Genomic DNA, 24646 nt, shown 5'->3' with positions numbered 1-24646 from the left:
CTTTTGTTAGTCTGAGAGCCTTCCCGATAAAATTGGTCATGATTGTTTCGTATTTGAAGATCTTTTCAATTTTATCAGGATGGCTGTTTATCTTAAAACGAACAATTGTTAGTCGTAACAACCAACAACTAGCAACTAACAACCAATCACCGCCAACTGCCTACTGATCCCGATAAATTTACTTAGAATATTATTGTTAAATAATGTTACAAATTTATCGGGACTGCAAACTGCCAACTACTTCACCAGCGTCACCGATCCCTTGACATGCGAACTCACTCCGCATCCGGCTCGGTCATACTTTGCATAATAGGTATAGGTATCAACGTTAGCGGGATTGCCTTCAAAAACACCATCCCAGCCCTCATCGAGTTTAGTGGTCTCGAATACTTTTTGTCCCCAACGGTTAAAAATGCTGAGTTGATATTTGGTAATGGTGGAAGCGTCTTTAAAATAGGGTTTGAAAGATTGATTTTCCATGATCTGCGATTGGGGAACAAATACATTGGGGAATTGCAAGATTTTTTCCTCGATAACTCCTACATCAAAATTTTGTATACAATCTCCAACTTGTGCGGAATACCTGCCCGGTTTTGAGACTTGAATGGTATCTGTAGTTTGACCGGTATTCCAAATAACTTCTTCAGTTCCTTTGGGTTTCACAACTGCCAGTGGTAATGGAAAAGCATTACATGTATCGGATATAAAAAGTGCATTGTCACTTAGTAAACTAATGTTAAATGTATTGGTAAATGTAGATTGACAATATGATATGGTAACCTTGTATGTTCCCGGATTGGTAATCTGGCGAAAGCCGTTGGTAGTACCATTATCCCATACATATGTTGCTCCGGATCCTTGAAATGGATATAGGGTATCCGGATAAGCACACACATTAAAATCAAAAACATCATTTGGAAAAACCGGTAAACTTACATGAAAGGTAATTTTGAAATCTACTTCACATTTGGTTACTGTTACGTTATAGGTACCCGGACCATTTACATCAATGGCTGAAGTTGTATCTCCCGTTTGCCATTTGTAGCGAGAGTTTTCAAATTGGTCGGCAAACAATCTTCTAGGATAATTGCATTCAGCTATATTGAATACAACATCCTGAAATGTCCTGTAACTGACGATATATGTGATCACTGCAGATTTTCCACAATACTCTATTTTAACGCTATATCTTCCGGCTTCTTTTACCCAGGTGCCTGCCTGCATCGAACCATTACTCCATTCATATCGTGCATTGGGAATTTGGATACCTGCGAGGAAAATAGAATCACCTTTGCACAAAACTTCTGGAATTTCGCTGTCCTGTAAATCGAATTTTTCACACTGCCTGATAAATGATGCTGATTCTTCTATAGCTCTAAAATTGATGGCTTGTCTGGTGGTTGCAGAATCTCTGGCATTCAAGTTTGACATTTCCTGGATGTTAATGAATCCTCTCTGCAAAAAATTGAATTTCGCACTATCGCAAACATCCAGTTTGGTCGCCGATTTTACATTCAACATTCCTTTGCCTATGCTGTCATTGCCCAATACAGCACAGATCCCCACATTACCATCGTTGATAAGACCAGCTTTATAATCGCGAATGGTATCTTCTGCTTTGAAATAAAGTGATTCGTAAACACGACCTGTATTATTGATCTTATGTGCGAACACAGATGGATTTTGATTGCTGGATACCGTATCTACACCATGAAAAACTACTTGCCTGGTTCCGTCCAAAAACAATCTATTGTTGTATTCATTTAATATTCCGGGCTGACGCAAATTGCGGATGCGGTCTGATTCCCATTTGAAATCTCCATTTTCATGTATGGCTATTACTTGTTTAAATTTAGATCGCTTAATTTGCCCGGTGTCAGGAATGGGATCTATGTAATCCGTACCAAAAATGATCAGACTGTCACTATGCAAAACGGTGTTCTGCATGAGCGTGGCTCCACCGATACTTCTGGACCAGATATTATTTCCATTGGTATTGTATTTACGAACGTGGATTCCATCTCCTACTACAAACTCATCATCTCTGGTCATCAGGACCCATCTCAGATCGCTGCTATCTGATAAATGCTTAGACCATAAAGGATTCAGCAAACTATCCAGTAAAACAACTCGGCTGCTTAAAATCCTATTTGCATTGCGATACTGGTAGCCCAATAGGATTTGATCATTTTCGAATACAGAAAGCATTGGTGTTAAATGCTCAGTTGCGCTTGCAGAACCCAGAACTTGGGCGGAAGTGATCACTGCATTATTCGCATAAAACACCAGAATACGCGATGTCAAACCAGCATGAGCTACTGCGGTGATCAGGTATTTTCTTTGGCCCAAATGAACGACTTGGGCTTGACTGATTTTAACGCCCAAGGGCAATTCAATTCGATGGCTTTGTTCCACTTCACCACAATAATCAAACTGGATCATGGCCAATGTGGAATCCTCCTTGGTGATCACAGAAAACCAGGCCCCGAAATCATCGCCGGCCACATCTACGGCTTTCGCCCTGATGGAATCAGATTTATCGATAAACATCAAGGGTTGAGCACCTAAGGTCAATTGAAAGAAACTCACTATAAAACAAGCAAAGACTATTCGCATCAGAATTTATTTAAGCGGGACAAAAATAGTTAATTAACAGCGGTGTGAATGTTAAAATTTGACCTAGTAAATAGCGCATACCTAACTTTAGCTTCGGGTGTTAATATCTTAAATGTTTTAAGAAAAACAAGTTCTCATGCATCCTGGAGTCTTGGTTGAAAACCGTAAAAAAAACAAAAACCACATGAAATTTAATGTAAAAAAATTAATTGCTAAATATTTAATATGTGTATTATCCTTATTATCAGCTACTTCAAATAGTCAAAAGGGTTTTCATCTTGAAAAAGCTGGACAAGTAAAAATTCCCGAACACGCTTCAAGTATCTGGGGCTATACGGATGCAAGTGGCATCGAATATGCCCTATTAGGAACTTATGAAGGTTTGCGCATCTATTCTCTCGAAAATCCTTCCAAACCACTTGAGCTTAAATTCATCCAAGAATTTTCTTCTCCCTGGCGCGAGATCAAAACCAGTGGCAACTTTGCTTATGTCGTTAATGAATCCTCGGGCGGTTTGCTAGTAGTGGACCTTCATTCGCCAAAAGATTCCCTACCGCATAAGTTTGTTAAGCATTTTTTGGCCAGTACTGGTGATACCTTGGAATTTAATACAGCACATACCCTATTTGTTGATGAAAATGGGCTGATCTACTTGTCGGGTGCAAAAAAAATTGGAAATGCTTTTGCAATCCTTGATCCTTCTCAAGATCCATGGAATCCGGTAGTGATCTACCATAACCAGGAACATTATTGTCATGAAGTATTTGCCTATAGAGATACTATTTATTGCGCCGAATTATTGAACGGAGTTTTCAGCATCTTTGATAGTAAAGATAAAATGAAAGTAAGTCGGATTACCGACCAAGTTACAGCCGGTCATTTTACCCATTCCGTATGGCTCGAAAAAGATCGAAAAATACTCTATACCGCTGACGAAACGGAAGGCGCCAGTGTGGAGGCATGGGACCTGACAGATCTTGAATTGATTCGAAAATCAGACAGTTACAAAGTGATTAACAAAGAATATCCAACGGTCATCCCACACAATGTTTTTCATACTAACGATCGTTTGTATGTATCCTATTATACAGAAGGTGTTCGTATTTTGGATACGCGCGATCCATACAATTTGGTGGAAGTAGCCTGGTACGATACCCATGAAGAATACAAGGAGGGATTCCATGGTTGCTGGTCCGTTTACCCCTTTTTTAAAAACGGTTTGTGTATAGCTTCAGATATCGAAAACGGAATGTTTGTATTGAAATACGACAACAACCAGGCAGCTTATTTGGAGGCTAACATACGTTCGTTTCGGGACGGTTCTGCCATCCACAACGCTAAAATGGAATTGAACAGCAGAGGTATTAGTGCTGAGGCTTTTTCTGGCTTAAATGGTGTCATTAAAACAGGACTTGGCTTATCCGATACGGCCTATATCCTCGTTTCGAAAAAGGGATTTTATCCTTACAGAGATACGATTCTACTTAAACAGGATAGCACCATCTACCTGAATATAGATCTGTTGGAACTACCGGTCTATGATGTGTCCTTGCAGATAAGCGACAGACAAACAGGTCTGGCCATTCAAAATGCAGAAGTCGTTTTATATAATCATGATTTTGAATATCGCTATCAAAGTGATTCTTTAGGCCAGGTGTATGCTACAAATATTTACAGCCAGCCATGGAATATCTCCGCCGGAAAATGGTCATATCAAACAGAATTTAAAGCTGATGTTTCCGTCAATGGAAATCTGCAACTACAGCTGGATTTAAACAAAGCTTATCAGGATGAATTTTTGCACGATCTGAAATGGACAAGCCATGCATCGCAAGATTCCAAGGTATCGTGGAAAAGAGGAACATTTGAAGAACTTGCTTTTCGTTTCAGCAATTTTCCAACTGAGGACATAGACACTGATTTTGGGAATTATGCATATTATACCAGCAACTACGAAATTTCGGATACAGCCTATAATCTCAAAGGACAATTATCCCTGCAATCGCCACCCATGGATCTGAGTGCTTACGACGAGATCGAACTCAGTTACCATGCCTGGGCATATGGCGGCTACCAATCGACCAAACAAATCTGGCTACAACTCAATGATACCCTTTTATATTTGGAAAACGTTTCCGAGAATTTAAGCGGACAATTTAATCCTGTATCGAGCATTCAATTAAACGTGGAGGGATATAAACGCGATTCTGCGCATTTCATCTTTACGCTGTACAACCATCCGGATAGTTTTTACAAAGAGATCCGGCTGATTGCAGCTTTTGATGGCTTTCAATGTAAGGGTAAAGTAAATTCAGGATCAAAAAATACTTACGGAGCTATCGAAATGAATCCCAATCCTGCACAAGAATATATTAATTTGATTCTTCCGGATAACATTCCATTCCCTGCAACTTTGAATATTTCAGATCTTTACGGTAGAGTCCACATGAAACTAGCAAACATACTTCATGGAGAACATGTAATTAAAATATCAGAACTTCCACCGGGTATGTATTGGTTATATGTAAGCGGTAGAAATTTCAAAGGAACATTCGTGAAAATGTAAAATGCAATTTTCATTATTGATAAAGCTCAAAAGCGTTTATTTGGAATGATTGTTTAAATAAACCATTTTGACTTTTGTATAATTACAAATTAAAAAGTATAAAACAAAACTAACAAATGTTAGTAGTGGCAAAATAGAGTTTACTCAGCCATATAGTGAAAAGGCCTTGATTCTAAAATTTCTGTTCAAAATTCCTCCATATCGTTATACCTTTGCGCTGCCAAATTCCATATATGAACTATAGAAAAGAAAAAGATACCATGGGGATCGTTGAAGTCCACGCCGATGTATACTGGGGTGCTCAAACCCAGCGATCTATCGAAAACTTTAAAATTGCCCGCGATACCAACCGGATGCCCATTGAGATCATTTTTGCCTTTGCATATCTCAAGAAGGCTGCCGCTCTGGCCAATCTCGATGCAGGAGTGCTCGAAGCTGAAAAATGCTCGATGATCTCAAAGGTTTGCGATGAAATACTGAGCGGGCAATGGAATGAGCAGTTTCCTCTTGTAGTATGGCAAACGGGATCGGGAACCCAGTCGAATATGAATGTCAACGAAGTCATCGCCTACAGAGCTCATGTACTGCAAGGAGGTTCGTTGCTCGATGAAAAAAAATCGATACATCCCAATGACGATGTCAACAAATCTCAATCCAGCAATGATACGTTTCCAACGGCAATGCATTTAGCTGCTTATAAGATCCTAAACGATGTCACACTGCCGGGTTTGAAAAAGCTAAGAGATACACTCCGTCAAAGTCAGAAAGCTTTAAAACAGTCGTTAAAATCGGACGTACGCATTTGATGGATGCCACTCCCCTTACCCTGGGCCAAGAGTTTTCGGGATATGTATCGCAGCTCAATCATGGAATACGCGCCATTGAAAATACGCTGGACCATTTGTCTGAATTGGCTCTAGGAGCTACTGCGGTCGGAACTGGGATCAACACACCGCCCGGATATTCGGAAAATGTGGCCCGGCATATTGCTAATTTAACGGGATTACCCTTCAGAACAGCCGAAAACAAATTTGAAGCACTGGCTGCTCACGACGCCATCGTCGAATCACATGGCGCTTTAAAAACAGTAGCCTGCAGTTTAATGAAAATAGCCAATGACGTACGACTGTTAGCCTCCGGCCCAAGATGTGGCTTTGGTGAATTGTTCATTCCCGACAATGAACCCGGTTCTTCTATTATGCCCGGAAAGGTGAATCCTACACAGTGTGAAGCCATGACCATGGTTGCTGCGCAGGTTTTGGGCAACGACGTGGCGATCAACATAGGTGGATCTAACGGACATTTTGAATTGAATGTTTTCAAACCCATGATGATTTACAATTTTCTGCATTCAGCAAGGCTGATTGGTGAAGTTTGCGTTTCTTTCAACGACAAATGTGCTACAGGGATTGAAGCCATTCCCGAAAATATTAAAAAGCATCTCGACAATTCGCTGATGTTGGTGACGGCTCTCAATCCGAAAATAGGTTATTACAAAGCTGCAGAGATTGCCCAAACCGCACACAAAAATGGTTTTACTTTAAAAGATACAGCCATTCAACTGGGATACCTTACTGCAGAAGAATTTGATCAATGGGTCATTCCCGAAAATATGGTAGGTGAAACAAAATCATAATCCTTTTCCAACAAATAGCAATGCTCTCATTCCGGCTTTCGAGAAATATCATCTCGATAACGGACTGACGGTCATCCTGCAACCGGAGGAAAATACCGCATTGGTTGCCGTTTGTATGTTGTACAAGGTAGGCTCCAGAGATGAACAGCCGGACAAAACGGGATTGGCCCATTTATTTGAACATCTCATGTTTTCAAACTGCGGACCTGGTGTCGATTTTGACGAACTATTGCAAAATGCTGGGGGCGATTGTAATGCTTTCACAACGACGGATACTACACAATATTATTCCGTTGCACCAGCGGTTCAATTGGAATTGATTTTAGCATTGGAAGCCAATCGGATCAGTGGTTTTCATATCTCTAAAAAAGATTTTAAAACACAGCAGCGCGTTGTCCTGGAAGAATTCAGTGAAATGTATATGAACAATCCCTATGGAATGTTCTCACATGAACTCATGCAAATGTCTTACAAAGTTCATCCTTATCGCTGGCCGGTTATTGGTTCAGATCCAAAACAATTGGCAACACTGAACATACAGGATGCAGAGGCTTTTTATAATCAATATTACCATCCCGGAAATGCGGTATTGGTGATCAGTGGAAAAATAAATATCGAAGAAACTAAAAAATACATCAACAAACATTTTGCTGGTATTCAAAACGGCTTACCTGTACTTAGAAAAAAACTTGTCGAACCCAAACTAACTGAAAGCAGAACCCATACTAACAGAAAACAATTGCCCGAAGAAGCTTTTTATTATGCTTTCCCATATTGCGGAAGAATGGATTCGGATTTTTATGCAGTCGATTTTTTAACAGATGTCCTGGCTGAAGGCAAAAGTTCATTACTCTACAAAATTCTTAAAAAAGAAAAAATGATTTGCTCCGCCATCGATTGTTACATCACGTCAACAATAGATCCGGGTTTAATCATTGTTGAAGGAAAAATAAATCCTGCACACACCATAGAGCAAGCAGAATCCGAGTTTTGGGAAATAATCCGAACTCTTCAACAAGACAACTTGGACGATCACACCTGGGAAAAATTCATGAACAAAAACGAAAGTGCCTATTTGTTCAGTCAGGTAGGATTGATGAATCAAGCACTCAATCTTTCCTATGCCGAATGGCTTGGAAATCCGGAATTGATTTTTACAGAATTGGAAAATTACAAAAAACTTACAACCGAAAACATTCGCGAGGCTGCTTTAAAATATTTTCCATTTGATGAAAAAATTAGTTTGTATTACAGGAAGGAGGAAGATTAAAGCGAGAAGCTCAAAGCTATAAGCTGAAAGCTTTCAGATGGAAGCATAGAGCTGGAAGACCAAAACACAAAGCTTTTTGATTTTTTAAGGGATTCCGCTATCCGTAGAAAACATAATTATCTGTACATCTTACCCTCCTCTGTCCCGTAGGGACAAAATATCGGTAGCTCAATGCGATTACATAAAGCGCGTGCCGTAGGTACGCAACAGCATTTTTGGAAGCAGAATATTTTTTGTTTGATCATGTTTGTTCATTAACCAAACATATGTTAGTATAAATACCCATCCAAAATCTCAAAACATCCATATTTAAACCATTTCAATTTGTAAGTATTCTTCTGTAATTAAATAGAAAATTGATCAACTCTCTTTCGCGTTCATGAAGAATATCCAAGTCCATTTTGGACCCACTTATGATATAATGAAATATTTTATATGTTAAAGTTCTTGGATTTTTAATTGCTGCTTTCTGGGATCATGTGCCTTAGCGTTTTCATAAAATTTTAGGCTAGTAGCAAGAAGTCTGATAGTCTGATAGTCTGATAGTCTGATAGTCTGATAGTCTGATAGTCTGATAGTCTGATAGTCTGATAGTCTGATAGAAAAAAAAAATCTAACGAATGTTAGTTCAACTATAATACAATTATTTTCAATTTATTTATGGGGTCCGAATTTCAAATTTAATCTTCACTCTATAATCCTTGCTCTATAATCATTACTCTATAATCTTTGCTCTATGACTTTGGTACTTGGTCTTTAATTGGTTTCAAAACTTTGGCGTCGAAAATCAAAGTGCCAAAGGGGAGTAAAGAGGCCAATACAGCATATGCCAACGTTGACCATTTCCAATTCAGCTTATCATAAAAATGAATGCTATAGCCAATATAGGCCATAAATAACAAACCATGGGGCATACCCAATAGTTTGACACCGATATCATTTCCTCCTAAGTATTTATAGGGCACTGCAATCCCCAATAATAAAATATAAGAAATGCCTTCAAGAAAACCTACGAGGCGATATATTTTTAAATGATTCATAAGTATATAGGAACGTAATTAATTGGCTTTAGTTTAATAATCAAGGAAAAATTAATTTTACTCAAATAAATTTTTAATGCCCAGAATTCAATGTAGTCACCATTAAGGAAAAAATTAATATTCAGAAGCGAAAATCATCTGGCGCTCAAATTATGAAAAGGCAAATATTTATTTACTTAAAAACTGGCGAATAATAGAAAATGTTTTTCCAGGTTCTTCAACGAAGGTATTATGCCCGCTTTTCTCAAAAAGATGAAACTCCGCCTGCGGACAAAATTTCTTATACTGAACCTGCATCCAGGGAACCGCAACGCGATCATACCTGCCCGCTAAAATGAGTACCGGCATTTTTAGTGTTTTCAAATTCTTTCTAAAATCAAACCGTCCAATATCACTCCCAACTTTAAAATCTCCATCCTTACCGACCATCTGATAGTATAGTTTTGTATTAAAACGATTCGGATAAGGATTTTGACCTCTGCTCATAAAGTTTTCGGGGTTGTAAGCGTAGAGAAATCCATAAGGCACCCTACCATAAACATCCTGATGAATAGGGTCGCTCGATCTAAAACCTTGCTTGCGCAATATTTGGAGTGTATCCCAAACTTCGGGATAATTTACCCGGATCTCATGATTGCAATTATCATCATTCTCTTGCCACATCGCATGGCTGTGAAAAGGAGCCGATAAAATCAAATGCTTCACCTGTTCCGGAAATTTTATAGCGTAAGCCTGCGCTACCACTGTTCCGTAAGAGTGTCCGAAAATATTGATCCTTTGATAGTTCATCGCAATTCTCAAAGCTTCAAGATCTGCAACATCTCTGTCGAGCTTGTATTCCTTCACATCTAAAGCAGTGTCTGATAAGCCACGTCCGAAGCCATCAAAATAAACAAGTTTACAAAATGCGGATAAAGAATCCAATTTTCGCATACCTACATGTGCACTACCGGGACCCCCGGCAATAACAAACAAAGGATCTCCTTTCCCGTGGCTTACAGTCCAAATTTTGGCTCCATTGATCGTATAATATTGGCCATCCTTCCTGCTGTCGGGATAAGATTGACCGCACAAAATGCAGGAACAGAAGACCCAGGTGATCGCGATAAAAAATCTGAATATCATATTGTTATCAGTTTAATATTAACAGTTGTTAGTTTATTGATCAGAATAGCCGGTAAAAAATAACAGCACCAGGAAAAAATAAATCATTTTATACGAATCCATCAACTAACTTTAATAGCAAGTTTTGCCCTCACAATTTGAAATTTACATATCAAACTCTAAAGTATCACCGGCTTTATAAGTGGAATTTGATTTGGTAGCTTTCTTGACTACCGCTTTACTTTGATCTATTATTTTTACCAAAGGTATATCTTCAATTTTATTACCAATTGCTTTCCAGCCTTTCACATCCACGAATTCCCTTATGGTTAATATTTCATCTATACTTTCCTTTTTACGCTTGTAAGTGAATAAAACTTCAGGGTCCGGATGTGTTGTTGCGTAATACAATTTGGAAGCTTTGTTTTCGCCTATAAATCCGAATCGTTGATTTAAACTTGTCGTTTCAATTTTAAAGCGCTTGGCCATGGACCAGCCTTTCTCGGCTTCAAAATAAACGGCAGAAAGAATATCATCGTTGTCAAATTTGGCTATAAAAAGAACTTCCTCATAGCTGTACCTGTTATTCAGGTCGTATTCAGTAATTTCGTAACTTCCATTTTTGTAAATACAAATGATCCGGTCGCCCCGGTTCATACCTCCCAGGAACTGACCTCTTTCTTCGGTATTTAATCGACCCGTTGCAGGATCATACCAAACTTGTTGCGCCCCCAGTGTTGATTTTCCTTTTTCTTTGAGTTGAATTTTTCTAACAGGGTATTTGGTTACAATATTTCCCTGACTGCTTCGTCCTTTAATTTCTATTTCTGAAAAATCAAAATCGAAGGCTTTTATTTTAGCTTTACAGCCTGCAGTTAGAAATACACTTACAATTTCTGCTTCCCCTTCTGTATTACAAGAAAAATAGAGCAATTTCGATTTGGGATGCCCTTTGGTCAAATCGTATTCTTTGTCGCGTGTAATCCCTGTAACATTGAAACGTTTTGCCATAGCGCGGCCGGATTCCCCATCCAGATAAATGACATTGTAGGTGGTTCGTTCGTCGGCTTTTTTCCACACATCTACGAACTCAATATCTTTTCCGACGAATGTTTTTTCAGAAATTCTACTCACCAACATTTTCGCATCTTTTCTAAAAACGATGATGTCGTCTATATCACTGCATTCTTTAACAAATTCATCCTTCTTTAAACCATAACCAATAAAACCATCTTCTCTGTTGACGTAGAGTTTACTATTGTTGGCTACTACCTGGGTTGCCTGAATGGATTCAAATTGCAACAAACGCGTTTTGCGTTCCTTGCCTTTACCGAATTTTTCAAGTATATTCTCATAATATTCTATTGCGTATTCCGTAAGATTGTCGAGATGATGTTGAACTTGTTTTAATTCAGATTCTATAGATTTCAACTGTTCGTCAGTATTAAACTTGTTGTACTTGGATATTCTTTTGATCTTAATATCCGTAAGATGTAATAAATCTTCTTTACTGATTTCGCGGTTCAATCTGTATTTCGCATTACCGACTTTCGTTCCCATCGAGGGGGTATGCACGTATTTTTTCAAACCCAGTTCGATAACCTCAAGAACTTGTTCGAAACTTGTACATTCTTCGATGTCGCGATAAATCCGGTTTTCAATAAAAATTTTTTCAAGAGATGTAAGATGCCATTTTTCGAGTAGTTCTGCTCTTTTGATTTCCAGTTCCCGACCCAATAAAAAACGCGTGTGCTGGGCGGAATGCTTCAGTAGATCGTGAACGGATAAAAATTTAGGTTTATCACCATCGATAACACAAGAATTCGGAGAAATACTCACTTCGCAATGTGTAAAAGCATATAAAGCATCTATGGTGACTTCCGGAGAAATTCCCGGCAGTAATTCAATGCGGATCTCCACATCTTTGGCTGTATTGTCAGAAATCTGTTTGACTTTTATTTTTCCTTTGTCTGCTGCTTTAACGATACTCTCGATCAAACTTCCCGTAGTCACACTAAAAGGTAGTTCGCGAATGACCAGATATTTTTTATCTTCCAATTCAATCTTTGCGCGCACTTTTACTCTTCCACCTTTTAATCCTTCATTGTATTCACTTACATCTATTGAACCGCCTGTTTCAAAATCAGGATAGAGTTCAAACTTCCTTCCTTTTAATGCCTGAATGGATGCTTTGATGAGTTCAATAAAATTATGAGGTAGTATTTTTGTTGCAAGTCCAACTGCAATTCCTTCAACGCCCTGTGCAAGCAATAATGGAAACTTCATGGGCAATGCAACGGGTTCCTGATTTCTGCCGTCATAAGATAATTGCCAACCTGTAGTGTCTGGATTAAATGCAACTGCCAAAGCAAACTTGGTTAACCGGGCTTCAATGTATCGGGCGGCGGCTGCAGAATCACCTGTGCGGAAATCTCCCCAATTTCCCTGGGTGTCTATCAATAAATCTTTTTGACCCAAATTAACCAAAGCATCACCAATGGCTGCATCACCATGAGGGTGATATTGCATGGTATGTCCAATTAGGTTGGCCACTTTATGATAGCGTCCATCTTCCTTTTCATACATACTGTGTAAGATCCTGCGCTGCACGGGTTTGAGTCCATCATCAATGGCAGGAACTGCTCTTTCCAGAATGACATAAGAAGCATAATCCAAAAAATAATTCTGATACATTCCATCAAGTGTCAGAATGTGGTCAATCGCATCTTTAGGGGGCAAATTTGCCATATTTTGAGTTTGACGCAAAGATAATCAATGTGTTTACGTATTATGATATTAATATATATAAATTGACTTTCCAGCTTGTTTTCAGGCTTTTATCCGGCAAATGCTTTAAAATTAAGTTAAAGACAACTACAGGATTAAGCGATCATACAGTTAAAGTATCTCATCAGTAATCGTTCACCATTAAATTAAAAAAAATGAAAACTAAAATGATGACCCTATTCGCACTGATTTTATGGATTTCCGGACCCGTTTTTAGCCAGGATTGGGACGGAAAGAAAAAAGATCGCTGGGATGACGACATTTTTGAAGACCACATTGAAGAAGGATGGCGGCATGGAAAATTAACCCGAGATGAAATTAGATTACTGGAAATGCAGGAGGATCGCATCCGCAAAGTCAAAAGATGGATGTTGCGCGATGGTCATCTCGATCGCTGGGAGCAAAGAAAGCTGCAGAAAATGTATCGCGAATTCAACAAGGAGTTATGGAACCAAAAAAATGATCGCGATCGAAGGTATGGCAGACGTTAACAATTAGACCCAATTATCAGATACCGTCAAACCCGGCGAAGGCCGGGTTTTTTTCTATCCATCGGCTTTTTCAATTAATTTATCTTAATTATCCTATAATTAAACTTAAATATTAGCGGAAGGCTTGTGAAAGTTCTAATTTTGTGTTTAAATTTTGAAATACATGAAAAAAATCATTTTAAGTATTAGTACGCTCTTTTTAGTATCCGGATTTGCTTTTGCACAATCAGCCGATGAAATTATTGACAAATATGTCATTGCATTGGGCGGCAAAGACAAATTGACCAATCTCCGAACCATTGTCATGGAAGGAATTGTCAGTGCACAGGGTATGGAAATACCTGTAACCACAACCATTGTTCACAAAAAAGGGATGCGAATTGACTTTAGTGTGATGGGAATGGATGCCTGGACAATTATGAGGCCAGATTCCGGTTGGAGCTTTATGCCGTTTAGCGGACAAACCAAACCCGAACCGATTCCTAGCGAAATGCTCAAACAAAGTGCCAACCAATGGGACCTGAGTGGACAGTTATATGAATACACTTCCAAAGGCAATAAAGTGGAATATCTGGGATTGGATGATGTAGAAGGAACAGAATGCCACAAATTAAAATGTGTCGATCCAAATGGAAATGTGAGTTATTATTTGATCGATCCTAAAACTTATTTCCTGGTAAAAACGATAACTAAAATCAATGCCGGAGGTAAGGAAATGGAAGCAGAAACAAAATTCAGCAACTACAAAGAAATAGAAGGCGGATTTGTTTATCCACATACTGTTGAGTCGATGAATGGACCGATGGATCTCACTAAAATTTCTGTAAATGTAGATGTACCAGATGCGAAATTGTTGATCTCAAATCAATAAAAAAGAATTTTTCAGATAAACTAAACCACAGCAGGCGCTGTGGTTTTTTTATTTCATAAGATTTGAACAAATTTCTGGTTTGTTTCACAAAGCGTTGATAATGTTGCTTCAGCCTAAATATATTTTCAAATACGAACAGAACTCTTTTCCTTTGTTGTCGAAATGAATCAGACTGTAATCACATTTTCTGAAGCACAATTGCCTGATGTAGCTAAGCAGATCCTTACATACATTAAAAATGATGTTTTGATTTTACTAAAAGGCCAAATGGGTGCAGGTAAAACAAGTTTGGTCAGAGCCATTTGCAATCATTTGGGATGCGATGCTGAAGTCGGAAGTCCGACGTTTTCCATCGTCAATGAATACCATTGCAAACCAAATCCTTGGTCCTTATCTTCAATCATACATATGGATCTGTACCGCTTAAATAAAATTGAAGATGTGATTGACTTGGGACTGACTGAATATTTTGAATCTGAAATTCCGGTTCTAATTGAATGGCCTGAAATCGCCGAACCATTTTATAAAGGCTATTCCCTATTACAAATTCACATTGAAGTTTTGGATAATCAGGATAGAAAGATTATCTTAACCTTTTAAATTATGCAGGAGTCACCATATTACGCATCGCCCCAACGGGAATTTCTGACACAACCGGAAATGCTAGCTTTATACAAAGCTAAATCTTCTTTAAAAATCGGAATTCCGAAAGAGACCATGCTCATGGAAAACCGGGTTGCGTTGGTTCCTGCATCTGTAACCAACCTTGTAGCCAGAGGGCATCAGGTGATCCTGGAATCAGACGCAGGTAAGAAAGCACACTATAGTGATCGGGATTATTCGGAGGCCGGGGCCAGAATAAGCCACGATAAGAAAGAAGTTTTTGAATGTGATATTTTATTAAAAGTAGCACCACCTTCATTAGAAGAATTGCAATTGTTCCATCCGAGTCAGGTTTTGATATCTCCTTTGCATCTGCCCGTCATCACAAATGAATATATTCAGATCCTCAGACAAAAAAGGGTGACTGCAATTGCTATGGAATATCTTCAGGCTGATGATGGTACCTTCCCTTTAGTACGAATTATGTCTGAAATAGCAGGCATTTCAGTAGTTCAAACAGCTGCAGAATTGTTATCCAATCCAATTCATGGTAAAGGACTTTTATTGGGTGGTATTTCGGGTGTTCCTCCGGCTAAAGTTGTCATACTGGGTGCCGGCGTGGTCGCGGAATTTGCAACTCGGGCAGCATTGGCCTTGGGAGCGTCCGTTAGAATTTTCGATGACAACATTCACAAGTTGATTCGAATTCAAAATAGAATAGGAAGGCAGATGTACACTTCGTCGCTCAATCCGGTTACACTCACACAACAGCTCATGACTGCCGATGTGGTCATTGGGGCTATTCATAGTAAAACAGGAAGAGCTCCATTATTGGTTTCAGAAGAAATGGTGATGCAAATGAAACCTGGTTCTGTCATCATTGATGTGAGCATCGATCAGGGCGGTTGTTTTGAGACTAGCCAGATCACTACTCATGATAACCCAACCCGAATCATTCATGGAGTTATCCATTATTGTGTACCTAACATTCCGTCCAAAGTTGCCCGTACTGCTTCTATCGGAGTTAGTAATATCATCACCACCGTATTACAGGAAGCAGGTGATACCGGCAGTTTCGATCATTTGATTTACCAACATAAAGGTTTGCGCAATGGCATCTATACTTATAAAGGTTGTTTGACCAATGAGTACTTAAGTCAACGATTTGGAATCAAATACACGCATCTCGATTTGTTATTGACTTCGACAATTTAGGGAGAAAAGTTATAAGGCAAAAGGTCAAAGGCTGTTTGGTAGGAATGGGTTGAAACCCATTCCAAATTATTGTTCCGGGTTCATTTCATGAGTTTTTGGAGTTCCGTTTTTACATTAAAATTATCAAGGATTTATTCTACGTATCCGGCTGAAGCCGGCATTGGTTTGTGAAATTGCGTTTTATTTCACTCTTGAAATATGAACCACCGAGATATGGCAGGATTGGTTGATCGTTATATTTGGAGGGTTTGGCTCTTTGGCAGGAATGGGTTGAAACCCATTCCAAATTATTGTTCCGGGTTCATTTCATGAGTTTTTGGAGTTCCGTTTTTACATTAAAATTATCAAGGATTTATTCTACGTATCCGGCTGAAGCCGGCATTGGTTTGTGAAATCGCGTTTTATTTCACTCTTAAAATATGACCAACCGAGATACGGCAGGATTGGTTGATCGTTATATTTGGTGGGTTTGACTGTTTGGTAGGAATGGGTTGAAACCCATTCCTAATTATTGTTCCGGGTTCATTTCATGGTTTTTGGAGTTCCGTTTTTACTTTAAAATTATCAAGGATTTATTCTACGTATCCGGCTGAAGCCGGCATTGGTTTGTGAAATTGCGTTTTATTTCACTCTTGAAATATGAACCACCGAGATATGGCAGGATTGGTTGATCGTTATATTTGGAGGGCTTGACTGATTAAAAATCTAACGGTCGTTAGTTTTTTAAATTTCAAACATATAAGAATTATTATTAAGGAGCCGTTATTCCTTTGTCCCGTAGGGACAATATATTGGTAAAAACTTGTAAAAAAACTCCATCGCGTGCCGTAGGTACGCAACAGCATCTTAGGATTTCAAATGCATTTACTGAATACTGAAGGCTTGAGGCTCCCTACTTACTCCTCTCAGTCACAAAATAACAAAGCTTTTCTAAAGCTGTGCGAGCATCATTATCTGGTAGATTCTGTAAGGCCGTTAAGGCAACTTCCCGATATGCATTCATTTTCTTTTGGGCTTCCTGCACGCCATTGTATTTATGTATAAAGTCTACAACTTGCTTGATTGCTTTTGGATCTTCATTGTATTTGCGAATAAACCTGATGATTTGATTTTTTTCAGGCTCAGGGGCTGATGCCAGGGCCAGTATCAAAGGGAGGGTCATTTTCTTTTCTTTGATATCTGAAATTTTAGGCTTACCTGTATTTTCTTCAGACAAATCCATTAAATCATCTTTGATTTGAAAAGCAATACCCAGATGCGCTCCAAATTGCTCTATTTGCTTGAGATTTTCATCGCTCTCTGTGGTACTTTTGGCTCCGCATACACAAGCGGAGGTAATGAGTGAGGCAGTTTTCATTTTGATGATGTCAAAATAAATTTCTTCAGTAATATCCAACCTTCTTGCTTTTTCCAATTGCAGCAATTCACCTTCGCTCATTTCACTAACAGCTGTAGATAATATTTCCAATAAATCAAAATGCTTTCGTTTGAGTGCAGTAAGCAATCCTCTCGATAAAAGATAATCTCCAACCAATACTGCAATCTTGTTTTTCCACAATGCTTTAATTGAAAAAAATCCCCTGCGCTGAAAAGAATCATCGACAACATCATCATGAACCAATGTAGCGGTATGCAATAATTCGACTAATGTTGCTGCACTATAGGATTTTTCATTGATTTCACCAAAAAGCTTGGCACACAATAAAGAAATCAATGGCCGAAGTTGTTTCCCCCTTGTTTTAACGATATAATAAGTAATTTTATCCAATAAGGAAACACGGCTTTTCATGGCTTCCCTAAAATGATGATCAAATTTTTCAATTCATCAAGAACCGGGGCTTTGATCTCATCCAAGCGATATCGAACACTCATTTCGCGCCAAAGATAAGTATTGGAATGAGGAATCCTTGCGATTATTTCGTGTGGCACCGACAATCTACTATCAAAATATCATGTAAAAATATCTTGGAAGCCAGGAAATTAATTTAAAAAACTAGGCCCCGATTCACTGCGCTGCTTTAAACAAATAAGCCAAACAATAATAATATTTATCATCAGGCAAGCGACTTTATTCGCCGAAAAACATCCATAGTCGACCAATACCAGATGGCAGCTGCATTCGCTGTGTTTTGAAGTCATTTTCCTAATATTGCAGATAGTTCATAAAACTCAAGAATCCTTCCTTAAATTTGAGCTATAAACCGGGAACTTGTTAGAAATCTTTAAACGCAATACTTTCTTCAGCATGATGCTGTTAATCCCTTACGCTATTGTGTTACATCTAGGTCCCTGGTTTGTCGAAATTCCAGCATATACTTCAAGCAAAACATGGGTGTTCACAAATGCTGTATTGCCATACGTTACTTCTGGACCTGCCCAATGGATATTATCTACATTGCTCATCGTTTTTACCAGTTTCGTCATTGGGCAACTTGTGAGCAAATTTAAATTAATGCAGGATGCTCAACTATTCCCAAGCCTATTTTATATCTTATTCTGTGGTTTGCATTTCAGAACTTTAGAGTTTAGTGCAATTTTAATTGCCAACGTATTTTTTTCAATAAGTTTGTTACAATTATTTCAAATTTACCAAAAAAAGCACGTTCCAGTTACACTCTTTAATTTTGGTTTACTGATCGGACTTTCCAGTTTGTTTTATCTTCCATATTTTTACTATTTATTTATTGGAATCATTGGGCTCATTATTTTGAGAGGATTCAAACCCAGAGAATTGTTTCAGATTCTTGGCGGGTTTATCAATGTCTACATCCTGATATTTTTTATATTATTTTTACTCAACAATCATGGAGCATTTTATCAAAATCAGATTGTATCATTTTTCAGGCCCTTTATTTTTTCGATGAAATTTCAAAATGAAGCTTGGGTATTATTTGGTATAACCATTACTTGTATACTTTATACAATAGCAAATTATTCTTACTTTCAGATCAAAAAAAGCATCATTGTCCAGAAAATATTTGATATCCTCTTTTGGTGTTTATTGATAAGCCTGTTCAGTACATTTTTTCTTCGAATTGACAATCCGGCCCACTTGATAATGACTTTTACCCCTTTAGCTATACTTTGCGGCTTATTATTTTCAAGATTAAAAAATCCTTTAATAGCTGAAACCTTACATCTGTTTTTGATCATGATTTCGCTATTTTTGCAGTTTCAAAATTGGTAATATGAAATTTGGCGTGATCGTTTTCCCGGGATCCAATTGCGATGATGACATGGTGTATGTCCTTGCAAATGTTTTCAATAAACCGGTTCAAAAAATCTGGCATAAACAAACTCAGCTGGAAGGGTTCCAAGCAGGCGATTGTTTGTTTCTTCCAGGAGGATTTTCATATGGAGATTACTTAAGGTGCGGGGCGATAGCCCGATTCTCCCCAATTATGAAAGAGGTCATCCGTTTTGCCAATGAAGGTGGCCTGGTAATTGGAATTTGCAACGGATTTCAGATTTTGTGTGAGGCACAATTACTTCCTGGCCAATTGCTGTCGAATATGAGTGAAAAATTCATTTGCAAAAATGTTTACTTGAAAGCTAGTTCCTCAAATACACCGCTCACTTGCACTTTAGATACACATAAGGCCTACAAAATACCCATTGCGCATGCTGACGGGAGGTATTTTGCGGATACCAAAACGCTTGAACAGTTAAAAAGCAATGATCAGATTATGTTTCAATATTGCAATGCATTTGCTGAGGTCAATGCTGAAGATAATGTCAATGGTTCACTTCTAAACATAGCCGGAATTTGCAATGCAGAACGCAATGTTTGTGGGCTGATGCCTCATCCGGAGCGTGCTTCTGAACCTGCACTTGGAAACGAAGACGGCAAATATATTTTTGAATCCCTTTTCAGTTGGATACGTCAATATTCGATGAGCATTGCTTAAATCCACCACTTCGTTTCGTTAAACATAGGTTAAGCTGGAATTAAAGGACTCTTAAACAAAGCCCTGTATTGGAGGGTTTATTCTATTTTTGTTATCGAAAAATAGGATCATGTTCAAAAAAATATTCATAAGTATCAGTGTCTTAATCATTTACAACATTGCAACGGCACAATTATTACAACCTGTTCATTGGAGTCATTCTATCAAAAACATCGGCGGCAATGAATATGAACTCACCCTGACCGCAAAAATGGACAAAGGCTGGGCTCTTTACAGCCAAAGTTCAGATCCCGATGCGGCACAGCCCACTGAATTCAGCTTTGAAAAGAGTGCTACATACGAACTTATTGGAGACATGATGGAGAAAGGGCATAAAAAACAAGGCCCGGAACCTTTGTTCGATAATTTGATCGTCGCAAAATATTACGATGAAGTACAATTCGTACAAAAGCTCCGCATCAAAGATCCTTCCACAGCAATTAAGTTATCCGCTTATTTCATGAGTTGCGATAGTGAAAAATGTATACCTCCTGCCAACGAAGATTTTCAGATATATCCGGATGGAACCATTGATCAGGGCAAAACCGGTATTGGCGGTGTTCAATTTGGGGGACTTAATACTGGCACGGATGCTGGAATGCAAGATGGAGAAACGGGTTTACTCGATCCGGTTTCCATTCGTTCAGAACTAAAACAAAATGCTAGCGGAACATATACTTTGATTGTTCATGCAACAATTCAAAAGGGCTGGTTTATTTATAGTCATTACATTCCGGAAGATGGGCCGATACCGAGTAACTTGGAAATCACAAACGCGCCATCTATTGAATTAATGGGCAAGTTGACGGAAACTTCAGATCATGGTGTAAAACTTTTTGATGCAATTTTTGAAATGGAATTGACTAAATTCAAAGAGTCTGTAAGTTTTTCGCAGGAAATAAAAGTCATTGATCCGGCGATCCCGATCAAGGGTTTCTTTACCTACCAAACTTGCGATGATACAAAATGCCTTACACCTGTAACTGTCGCTTTTACATTTGATCCTGCAAAAAATAATTTCAAACTTGAAACTGAAGAAACCCAACCAACAGCCCCCGGCTCAGATGGTAATAAGATTGATCATCTCATACCCAGCCTGGTAGAAAGTCAGAAAAATCCAATTGGAAATTGCGGGGAAGAAATTCTTGGGGGCAAAAATCACTGGTGGACTTTTGTATTTGGTTTTCTTGGCGGGCTATTAGCTTTATTGACACCTTGTGTGTTTCCGATGATCCCACTTACGGTTTCTTTTTTTACAAAAGATACCAAACGCAAAGGATTCCAGAATGCATTAATCTACGGATTATCAATCATCGTCATTTATGTTGCAATAGGTATTTTTATAACAGCTGTATTTGGTGCAACAGCATTAAATGAGCTTTCTACAAATTGGATTGCAAACAGTTTATTTTTTATCATTTTTATCATTTTCGCTTTTTCGTTTTTCGGATATTATGAAATTACCTTGCCCAGCAGTTGGGCTAATAAAAGCGATGCATTATCTGAATCCGGAGGTTTACTTGGCATCTTTTTTATGGCCTTTACTTTAGCAATTGTAAGTTTTTCATGTACGGGTCCGATCATAGGATCAGCTATCGTTCAATCGGCAAGTTCTAAAATGGGTCCCTTTATAGTAATGCTTGGCTTTTCAACTGCATTGGCTATTCCGTTTGGCTTGTTTGCTGCATTTCCAGCCTTTCTCAATTCATTGCCAAAATCAGGATCCTGGATGAACAGCGTTAAAGTCGTATTGGGTTTTCTGGAACTTGCACTGGCTTTTAAATTTTTATCAGTGGCAGACATGACACAACACTGGGGAATTCTTGGTTATGAAATTTTTATGGGCGCCTGGGTCATCATTTTTGGCTTAATGGCATTGTATCTTTTTGGCTTGATCAAATTTCCACATGACAGTCCGGTTAAAAAATTATCGGCTACACGTTGGATCTTTGCTTTAGGATCATTAGCAGCAACATTTTATTTGATGACCGGTTTTTTTTACAACAACGATCTAAAATCCTATAATTCCTTAAAGCTCATGAGTGGACTTGCACCTCCCGCTCATTACAATTATTTTTTAGCAGAACCGGAAATCAACGCGGATCTTAAATCAAAATATCCTTCGTTTTCAAAATGTGCAAACAATCTGGATTGTTTTAAAGATTACTATGAAGGCCTGGCTTACGCTAAAGAAGTCAAAAAACCGCTCCTATTGGATTTTACGGGATATGGCTGCGTCAATTGCAGAAAAACGGAAGAGCATATCTGGGTGAATGATAATGTTCGAAACAAAATTTCAAAAGACTATGTTCTGGTATCTCTGTATGTGGATGATCGTGCGCCTCTCGATCAAGAATTATTTTCCATCAGCAGAAACACGAAACTGCGCAATGTAGGTAATAAATGGGCTGATTTTCAAATTGTCAACTTCAACCAAAATAGTCAACCATTGTACATCCTTCTGAGTCCAGACGAACAAGTGTTAGCTAAACCAAGAGGTTATCGTGAGGGTGTTGAAAGTTATGCTACTTTCCTGGATTGCGGCCTGGATGCATTTCGCAAAGCTGCTCAATTAAAATCTGAAGAAGTCGGTAATGTGACGGAGTAGGAATTAGTTTGAAGGCCAAAATTTGTTTTATATTTTTTTGAATTACTTACGATTGATAATTTTTGTACTATCAACGATCATTGTCTGAAGCAGAATTTACTGAATTATAGAATTTTCAGAATGTGAATTGTTGTAAATAGGGAAACATTTACTTACGAACGTTTGTTTGTTTTGCATTATCAAATTCATTGTCTGAATCAGAATTTACTGAATTATAGAATTTTCAAAATGTGAATTGTTGCAAATAAAAATATTTACTTCAAGCTTCGATAATTAACTTACAAACATTTGTTAGTTCTATACTATCAACCCCCGAAATGATCAAATGATTATTCATAAGCATTTTCTTCATGCCAAGCCAGCAAACTATCAACTATCAACTATCGTTCCTAGTGTTCAATAAACTTGCTTTTCAATTTTTGTAAAAAGGGGGATGCGAACATAAAAGATTCAAGCGTTTGATTATCGCTCGCAAGAACTTCGTCTTTGTTTCCAGACCATGCTAGTTCACCTTCGTGCAGTAAAAATATATTATCGCCGATCTCCATGACACTATTCATATCATGCGTATTGATGATGGTGATAATGTTGTTTTCACGGGTTATAGAATAAATCAATTCATCGATGACGATCGAAGTTTTGGGATCAAGTCCGGAGTTGGGTTCATCACAAAATAAATATTTGGGTTGAAGTACTATAGCACGCGCGATGCCAACTCTTTTTTGCATTCCTCCTGATAATTCGGAAGGATATTTTTTATTGTTACCGCCCAAATTGACGCGTTCGAGGCAATAATTTACGCGGTCGTTTTTTTCATTTCTGGACATATTTGAAAACATATCCAAGGGAAATCGGATGTTGTCTTCAACCGACATGGAGTCAAACAATGCAGATCCTTGAAACAGCATTCCAATTTGCATGCGGAGTTCGCGCAATTGTTGTTTGTCTAAAGAAAATAAATCGACGTTATCATACCATACTTTTCCGGAGCTGGGTTGTAACAATCCGATCAATATTTTAAGCAATACTGTTTTACCAGCACCGGATCGTCCAATGATCAGGTTTGCTTTTCCGGGTTCGAAATCACAATAAATATTTTTTAATACTTCCTGTCCTCCGAAATTTTTGCATATGCTCTCAGCTCTTATCATGAGGTCATTATCATTGCAATGATGTAATCGGAAAGAAGTATGAGGATGTTGGAATAAACAACAGCGCGTGTGCTCGCATCTCCCAGTTCGATACTCCCGCCCTTAACGTGATAACCCTGATAACATGAAACTGTGGTCAGAATAAAAGCAAATACGAAAGCTTTGACAAACATCATCCAAACATTATAGGGTAGAAAAAACGAACGAAGGCCTTGTACATATTCTCCATGTGAAAAAACACCAGTTGGCACTACCGCCATGTAACCACCGATGATACTTATGAAGGCCCCAATACAAACCAGCATAGGTATGACGACTAGCGCAGCAAGAAGTTTAGGTTGTACAAGATAAGAGGCTGTATTGACACCCATAATCTCCATCGCATCGATATGCTCCTTTTGACGCATACCGCCCAGTTCAGTTGCAAGGTTCGAACCGACTTTCCCTGCTAATAACATACAGGAAAACGTCGGTGCCAGTTCGATTATAGTCATATCTCTGACGACATAACCAACATAATACCTTGGTATAATAGAACCTTCCATTTGATAGGCAAACTGTATTGCCGTAACTGCACCGATAAAGATGGAAATAACCCCAATAATTACCAGCGAGCCAATGCCAATACTGTTCATCTGCCGCAAGGTTTCTTTCCAATACATATTCATGCGTTCAGGTTTATGAAAGGCCTGACCTAACCACAATACATATCTGCCTAAATGAAATAGTAGCTTTACCATA

At 38.4% G+C, this 24646-nt stretch carries 16 protein-coding genes and 1 pseudogene; 10 read left to right on the top strand and 7 right to left on the bottom strand.

Annotation, left to right across the window (positions count from 1 at the left end):
• Positions 1–237: 237 nt before the first annotated feature.
• Positions 238–2616 (bottom strand): gliding motility-associated C-terminal domain-containing protein, encoded by a 2379-nt coding sequence (locus IPM92_01520; GenBank protein ID MBK9107079.1) that lies wholly within the window; start codon positions 2614–2616, stop codon positions 238–240.
• Between the two features lie 136 nt (positions 2617–2752).
• On the opposite strand from IPM92_01520, the gene IPM92_01515 reads away from it, so the two are divergent.
• The 3 genes and pseudogenes from IPM92_01515 to IPM92_01505 all read left to right on the top strand — a co-directional run bounded on the left by IPM92_01515 (position 2753) and on the right by IPM92_01505 (position 8088).
• Positions 2753–5182 (top strand): choice-of-anchor B family protein, encoded by a 2430-nt coding sequence (locus tag IPM92_01515; GenBank protein ID MBK9107078.1) that lies wholly within the window; start codon positions 2753–2755, stop codon positions 5180–5182.
• Between the two features lie 233 nt (positions 5183–5415).
• Positions 5416–6818: pseudogene (gene fumC / locus IPM92_01510) on the top strand (class II fumarate hydratase).
• The gene (locus tag IPM92_01505; GenBank protein ID MBK9107077.1) at positions 6802–8088 is read left to right on the top strand and encodes an insulinase family protein; all 1287 of its coding nucleotides are present in this window, start codon (positions 6802–6804) and stop codon (positions 8086–8088) included. The pseudogene fumC and the gene IPM92_01505 overlap by 17 nt, the downstream one beginning before the upstream one ends.
• 734 nt (positions 8089–8822) lie before the next feature.
• Here the strand turns inward: IPM92_01505 and IPM92_01500 are convergent.
• From IPM92_01500 to IPM92_01490, 3 genes are all read right to left on the bottom strand, one after another.
• Complete coding sequence (locus tag IPM92_01500; protein MBK9107076.1) at positions 8823–9128, bottom strand: DUF3817 domain-containing protein; 306 nt, start codon at positions 9126–9128, stop codon at positions 8823–8825.
• 168 nt (positions 9129–9296) lie between these two features.
• Complete coding sequence (locus tag IPM92_01495) at positions 9297–10253, bottom strand: alpha/beta fold hydrolase (GenBank protein MBK9107075.1); 957 nt, start codon at positions 10251–10253, stop codon at positions 9297–9299.
• Positions 10254–10397: 144 nt separating this feature from the next.
• The gene (locus IPM92_01490; GenBank protein ID MBK9107074.1) at positions 10398–12980 is read right to left on the bottom strand and encodes a DNA gyrase/topoisomerase IV subunit A; all 2583 of its coding nucleotides are present in this window, start codon (positions 12978–12980) and stop codon (positions 10398–10400) included.
• A 194-nt stretch (positions 12981–13174) separates the two neighbouring features.
• On the opposite strand from IPM92_01490, the gene IPM92_01485 reads away from it, so the two are divergent.
• The 4 genes from IPM92_01485 (at position 13175) to IPM92_01470 (ending at position 16199) form a co-directional block, all read left to right on the top strand.
• The gene (locus IPM92_01485) at positions 13175–13510 is read left to right on the top strand and encodes a hypothetical protein (GenBank protein MBK9107073.1); all 336 of its coding nucleotides are present in this window, start codon (positions 13175–13177) and stop codon (positions 13508–13510) included.
• A 163-nt stretch (positions 13511–13673) separates the two neighbouring features.
• Complete coding sequence (locus tag IPM92_01480; GenBank protein MBK9107072.1) at positions 13674–14381, top strand: hypothetical protein; 708 nt, start codon at positions 13674–13676, stop codon at positions 14379–14381.
• A gap of 162 nt (positions 14382–14543) precedes the next feature.
• Positions 14544–14981, top strand: coding sequence for a tRNA (adenosine(37)-N6)-threonylcarbamoyltransferase complex ATPase subunit type 1 TsaE (tsaE, locus tag IPM92_01475; protein MBK9107071.1), 438 nt, complete (start codon positions 14544–14546; stop codon positions 14979–14981).
• Between the two features lie 3 nt (positions 14982–14984).
• On the top strand, positions 14985–16199 hold the full coding sequence (locus IPM92_01470; protein ID MBK9107070.1) for an alanine dehydrogenase: 1215 nt from the start codon (positions 14985–14987) through the stop codon (positions 16197–16199).
• Positions 16200–17091: 892 nt separating this feature from the next.
• Here IPM92_01470 and IPM92_01465 read toward each other — a convergent pair.
• Complete coding sequence (locus tag IPM92_01465; protein MBK9107069.1) at positions 17092–17988, bottom strand: polyprenyl synthetase family protein; 897 nt, start codon at positions 17986–17988, stop codon at positions 17092–17094.
• Between the two features lie 420 nt (positions 17989–18408).
• On the opposite strand from IPM92_01465, the gene IPM92_01460 reads away from it, so the two are divergent.
• The 3 genes from IPM92_01460 to IPM92_01450 all read left to right on the top strand — a co-directional run bounded on the left by IPM92_01460 (position 18409) and on the right by IPM92_01450 (position 22754).
• Positions 18409–19386, top strand: a complete 978-nt coding sequence (locus IPM92_01460) for a hypothetical protein (protein MBK9107068.1) — start codon at positions 18409–18411, stop codon at positions 19384–19386.
• Between the two features lies 1 nt (position 19387).
• Complete coding sequence (purQ, locus tag IPM92_01455) at positions 19388–20107, top strand: phosphoribosylformylglycinamidine synthase subunit PurQ (GenBank protein ID MBK9107067.1); 720 nt, start codon at positions 19388–19390, stop codon at positions 20105–20107.
• Between the two features lie 109 nt (positions 20108–20216).
• Entirely contained in the window at positions 20217–22754 is a 2538-nt protein-coding gene (locus IPM92_01450; protein ID MBK9107066.1) for a thioredoxin family protein, read from the top strand.
• Positions 22755–23143: 389 nt separating this feature from the next.
• Here the strand turns inward: IPM92_01450 and IPM92_01445 are convergent, their stop codons facing one another.
• Together IPM92_01445 and IPM92_01440 are read right to left on the bottom strand one after the other, a co-directional pair.
• Positions 23144–23905, bottom strand: a complete 762-nt coding sequence (locus IPM92_01445) for an ATP-binding cassette domain-containing protein (GenBank protein MBK9107065.1) — start codon at positions 23903–23905, stop codon at positions 23144–23146.
• A complete protein-coding gene (locus tag IPM92_01440; protein MBK9107064.1) occupies positions 23902–24645 on the bottom strand; it encodes an ABC transporter permease in 744 nt (247 codons plus the stop codon). Before IPM92_01440 ends, IPM92_01445 begins: the two co-directional genes overlap by 4 nt.
• Position 24646: the final 1 nt, after the last annotated feature.

The organism is Saprospiraceae bacterium (genome assembly GCA_016719615.1).
In the GTDB taxonomy this organism is placed as follows: Bacteria; Bacteroidota; Bacteroidia; order Chitinophagales; family Saprospiraceae; genus Vicinibacter.
This window is presented reverse-complemented; position numbering and strand designations above follow the sequence as displayed.

Excerpts from the sequence above, each read along its gene's own strand:
- tsaE (MBK9107071.1), top strand. The coding sequence starts at position 14,544 with ATGAATCAGACTGTAATCACATTTTCTGAAGCACAATTGCCTGATGTA.
- IPM92_01445 (MBK9107065.1), bottom strand. The coding sequence starts at position 23,905 with ATGATAAGAGCTGAGAGCATATGCAAAAATTTCGGAGGACAGGAAGTA.
- IPM92_01470 (MBK9107070.1), top strand. The coding sequence starts at position 14,985 with ATGCAGGAGTCACCATATTACGCATCGCCCCAACGGGAATTTCTGACA.
- IPM92_01500 (MBK9107076.1), bottom strand. The coding sequence starts at position 9,128 with ATGAATCATTTAAAAATATATCGCCTCGTAGGTTTTCTTGAAGGCATT.
- IPM92_01465 (MBK9107069.1), bottom strand. The coding sequence starts at position 17,988 with ATGAAAAGCCGTGTTTCCTTATTGGATAAAATTACTTATTATATCGTT.
- IPM92_01485 (MBK9107073.1), top strand. The coding sequence starts at position 13,175 with ATGAAAACTAAAATGATGACCCTATTCGCACTGATTTTATGGATTTCC.
- IPM92_01490 (MBK9107074.1), bottom strand. The coding sequence starts at position 12,980 with ATGGCAAATTTGCCCCCTAAAGATGCGATTGACCACATTCTGACACTT.
- IPM92_01520 (MBK9107079.1), bottom strand. The coding sequence starts at position 2,616 with ATGCGAATAGTCTTTGCTTGTTTTATAGTGAGTTTCTTTCAATTGACC.
- IPM92_01440 (MBK9107064.1), bottom strand. The coding sequence starts at position 24,645 with ATGGTAAAGCTACTATTTCATTTAGGCAGATATGTATTGTGGTTAGGT.
- IPM92_01480 (MBK9107072.1), top strand. The coding sequence starts at position 13,674 with ATGAAAAAAATCATTTTAAGTATTAGTACGCTCTTTTTAGTATCCGGA.
- IPM92_01515 (MBK9107078.1), top strand. The coding sequence starts at position 2,753 with ATGCATCCTGGAGTCTTGGTTGAAAACCGTAAAAAAAACAAAAACCAC.
- purQ (MBK9107067.1), top strand. The coding sequence starts at position 19,388 with ATGAAATTTGGCGTGATCGTTTTCCCGGGATCCAATTGCGATGATGAC.
- IPM92_01450 (MBK9107066.1), top strand. The coding sequence starts at position 20,217 with ATGTTCAAAAAAATATTCATAAGTATCAGTGTCTTAATCATTTACAAC.
- IPM92_01495 (MBK9107075.1), bottom strand. The coding sequence starts at position 10,253 with ATGATATTCAGATTTTTTATCGCGATCACCTGGGTCTTCTGTTCCTGC.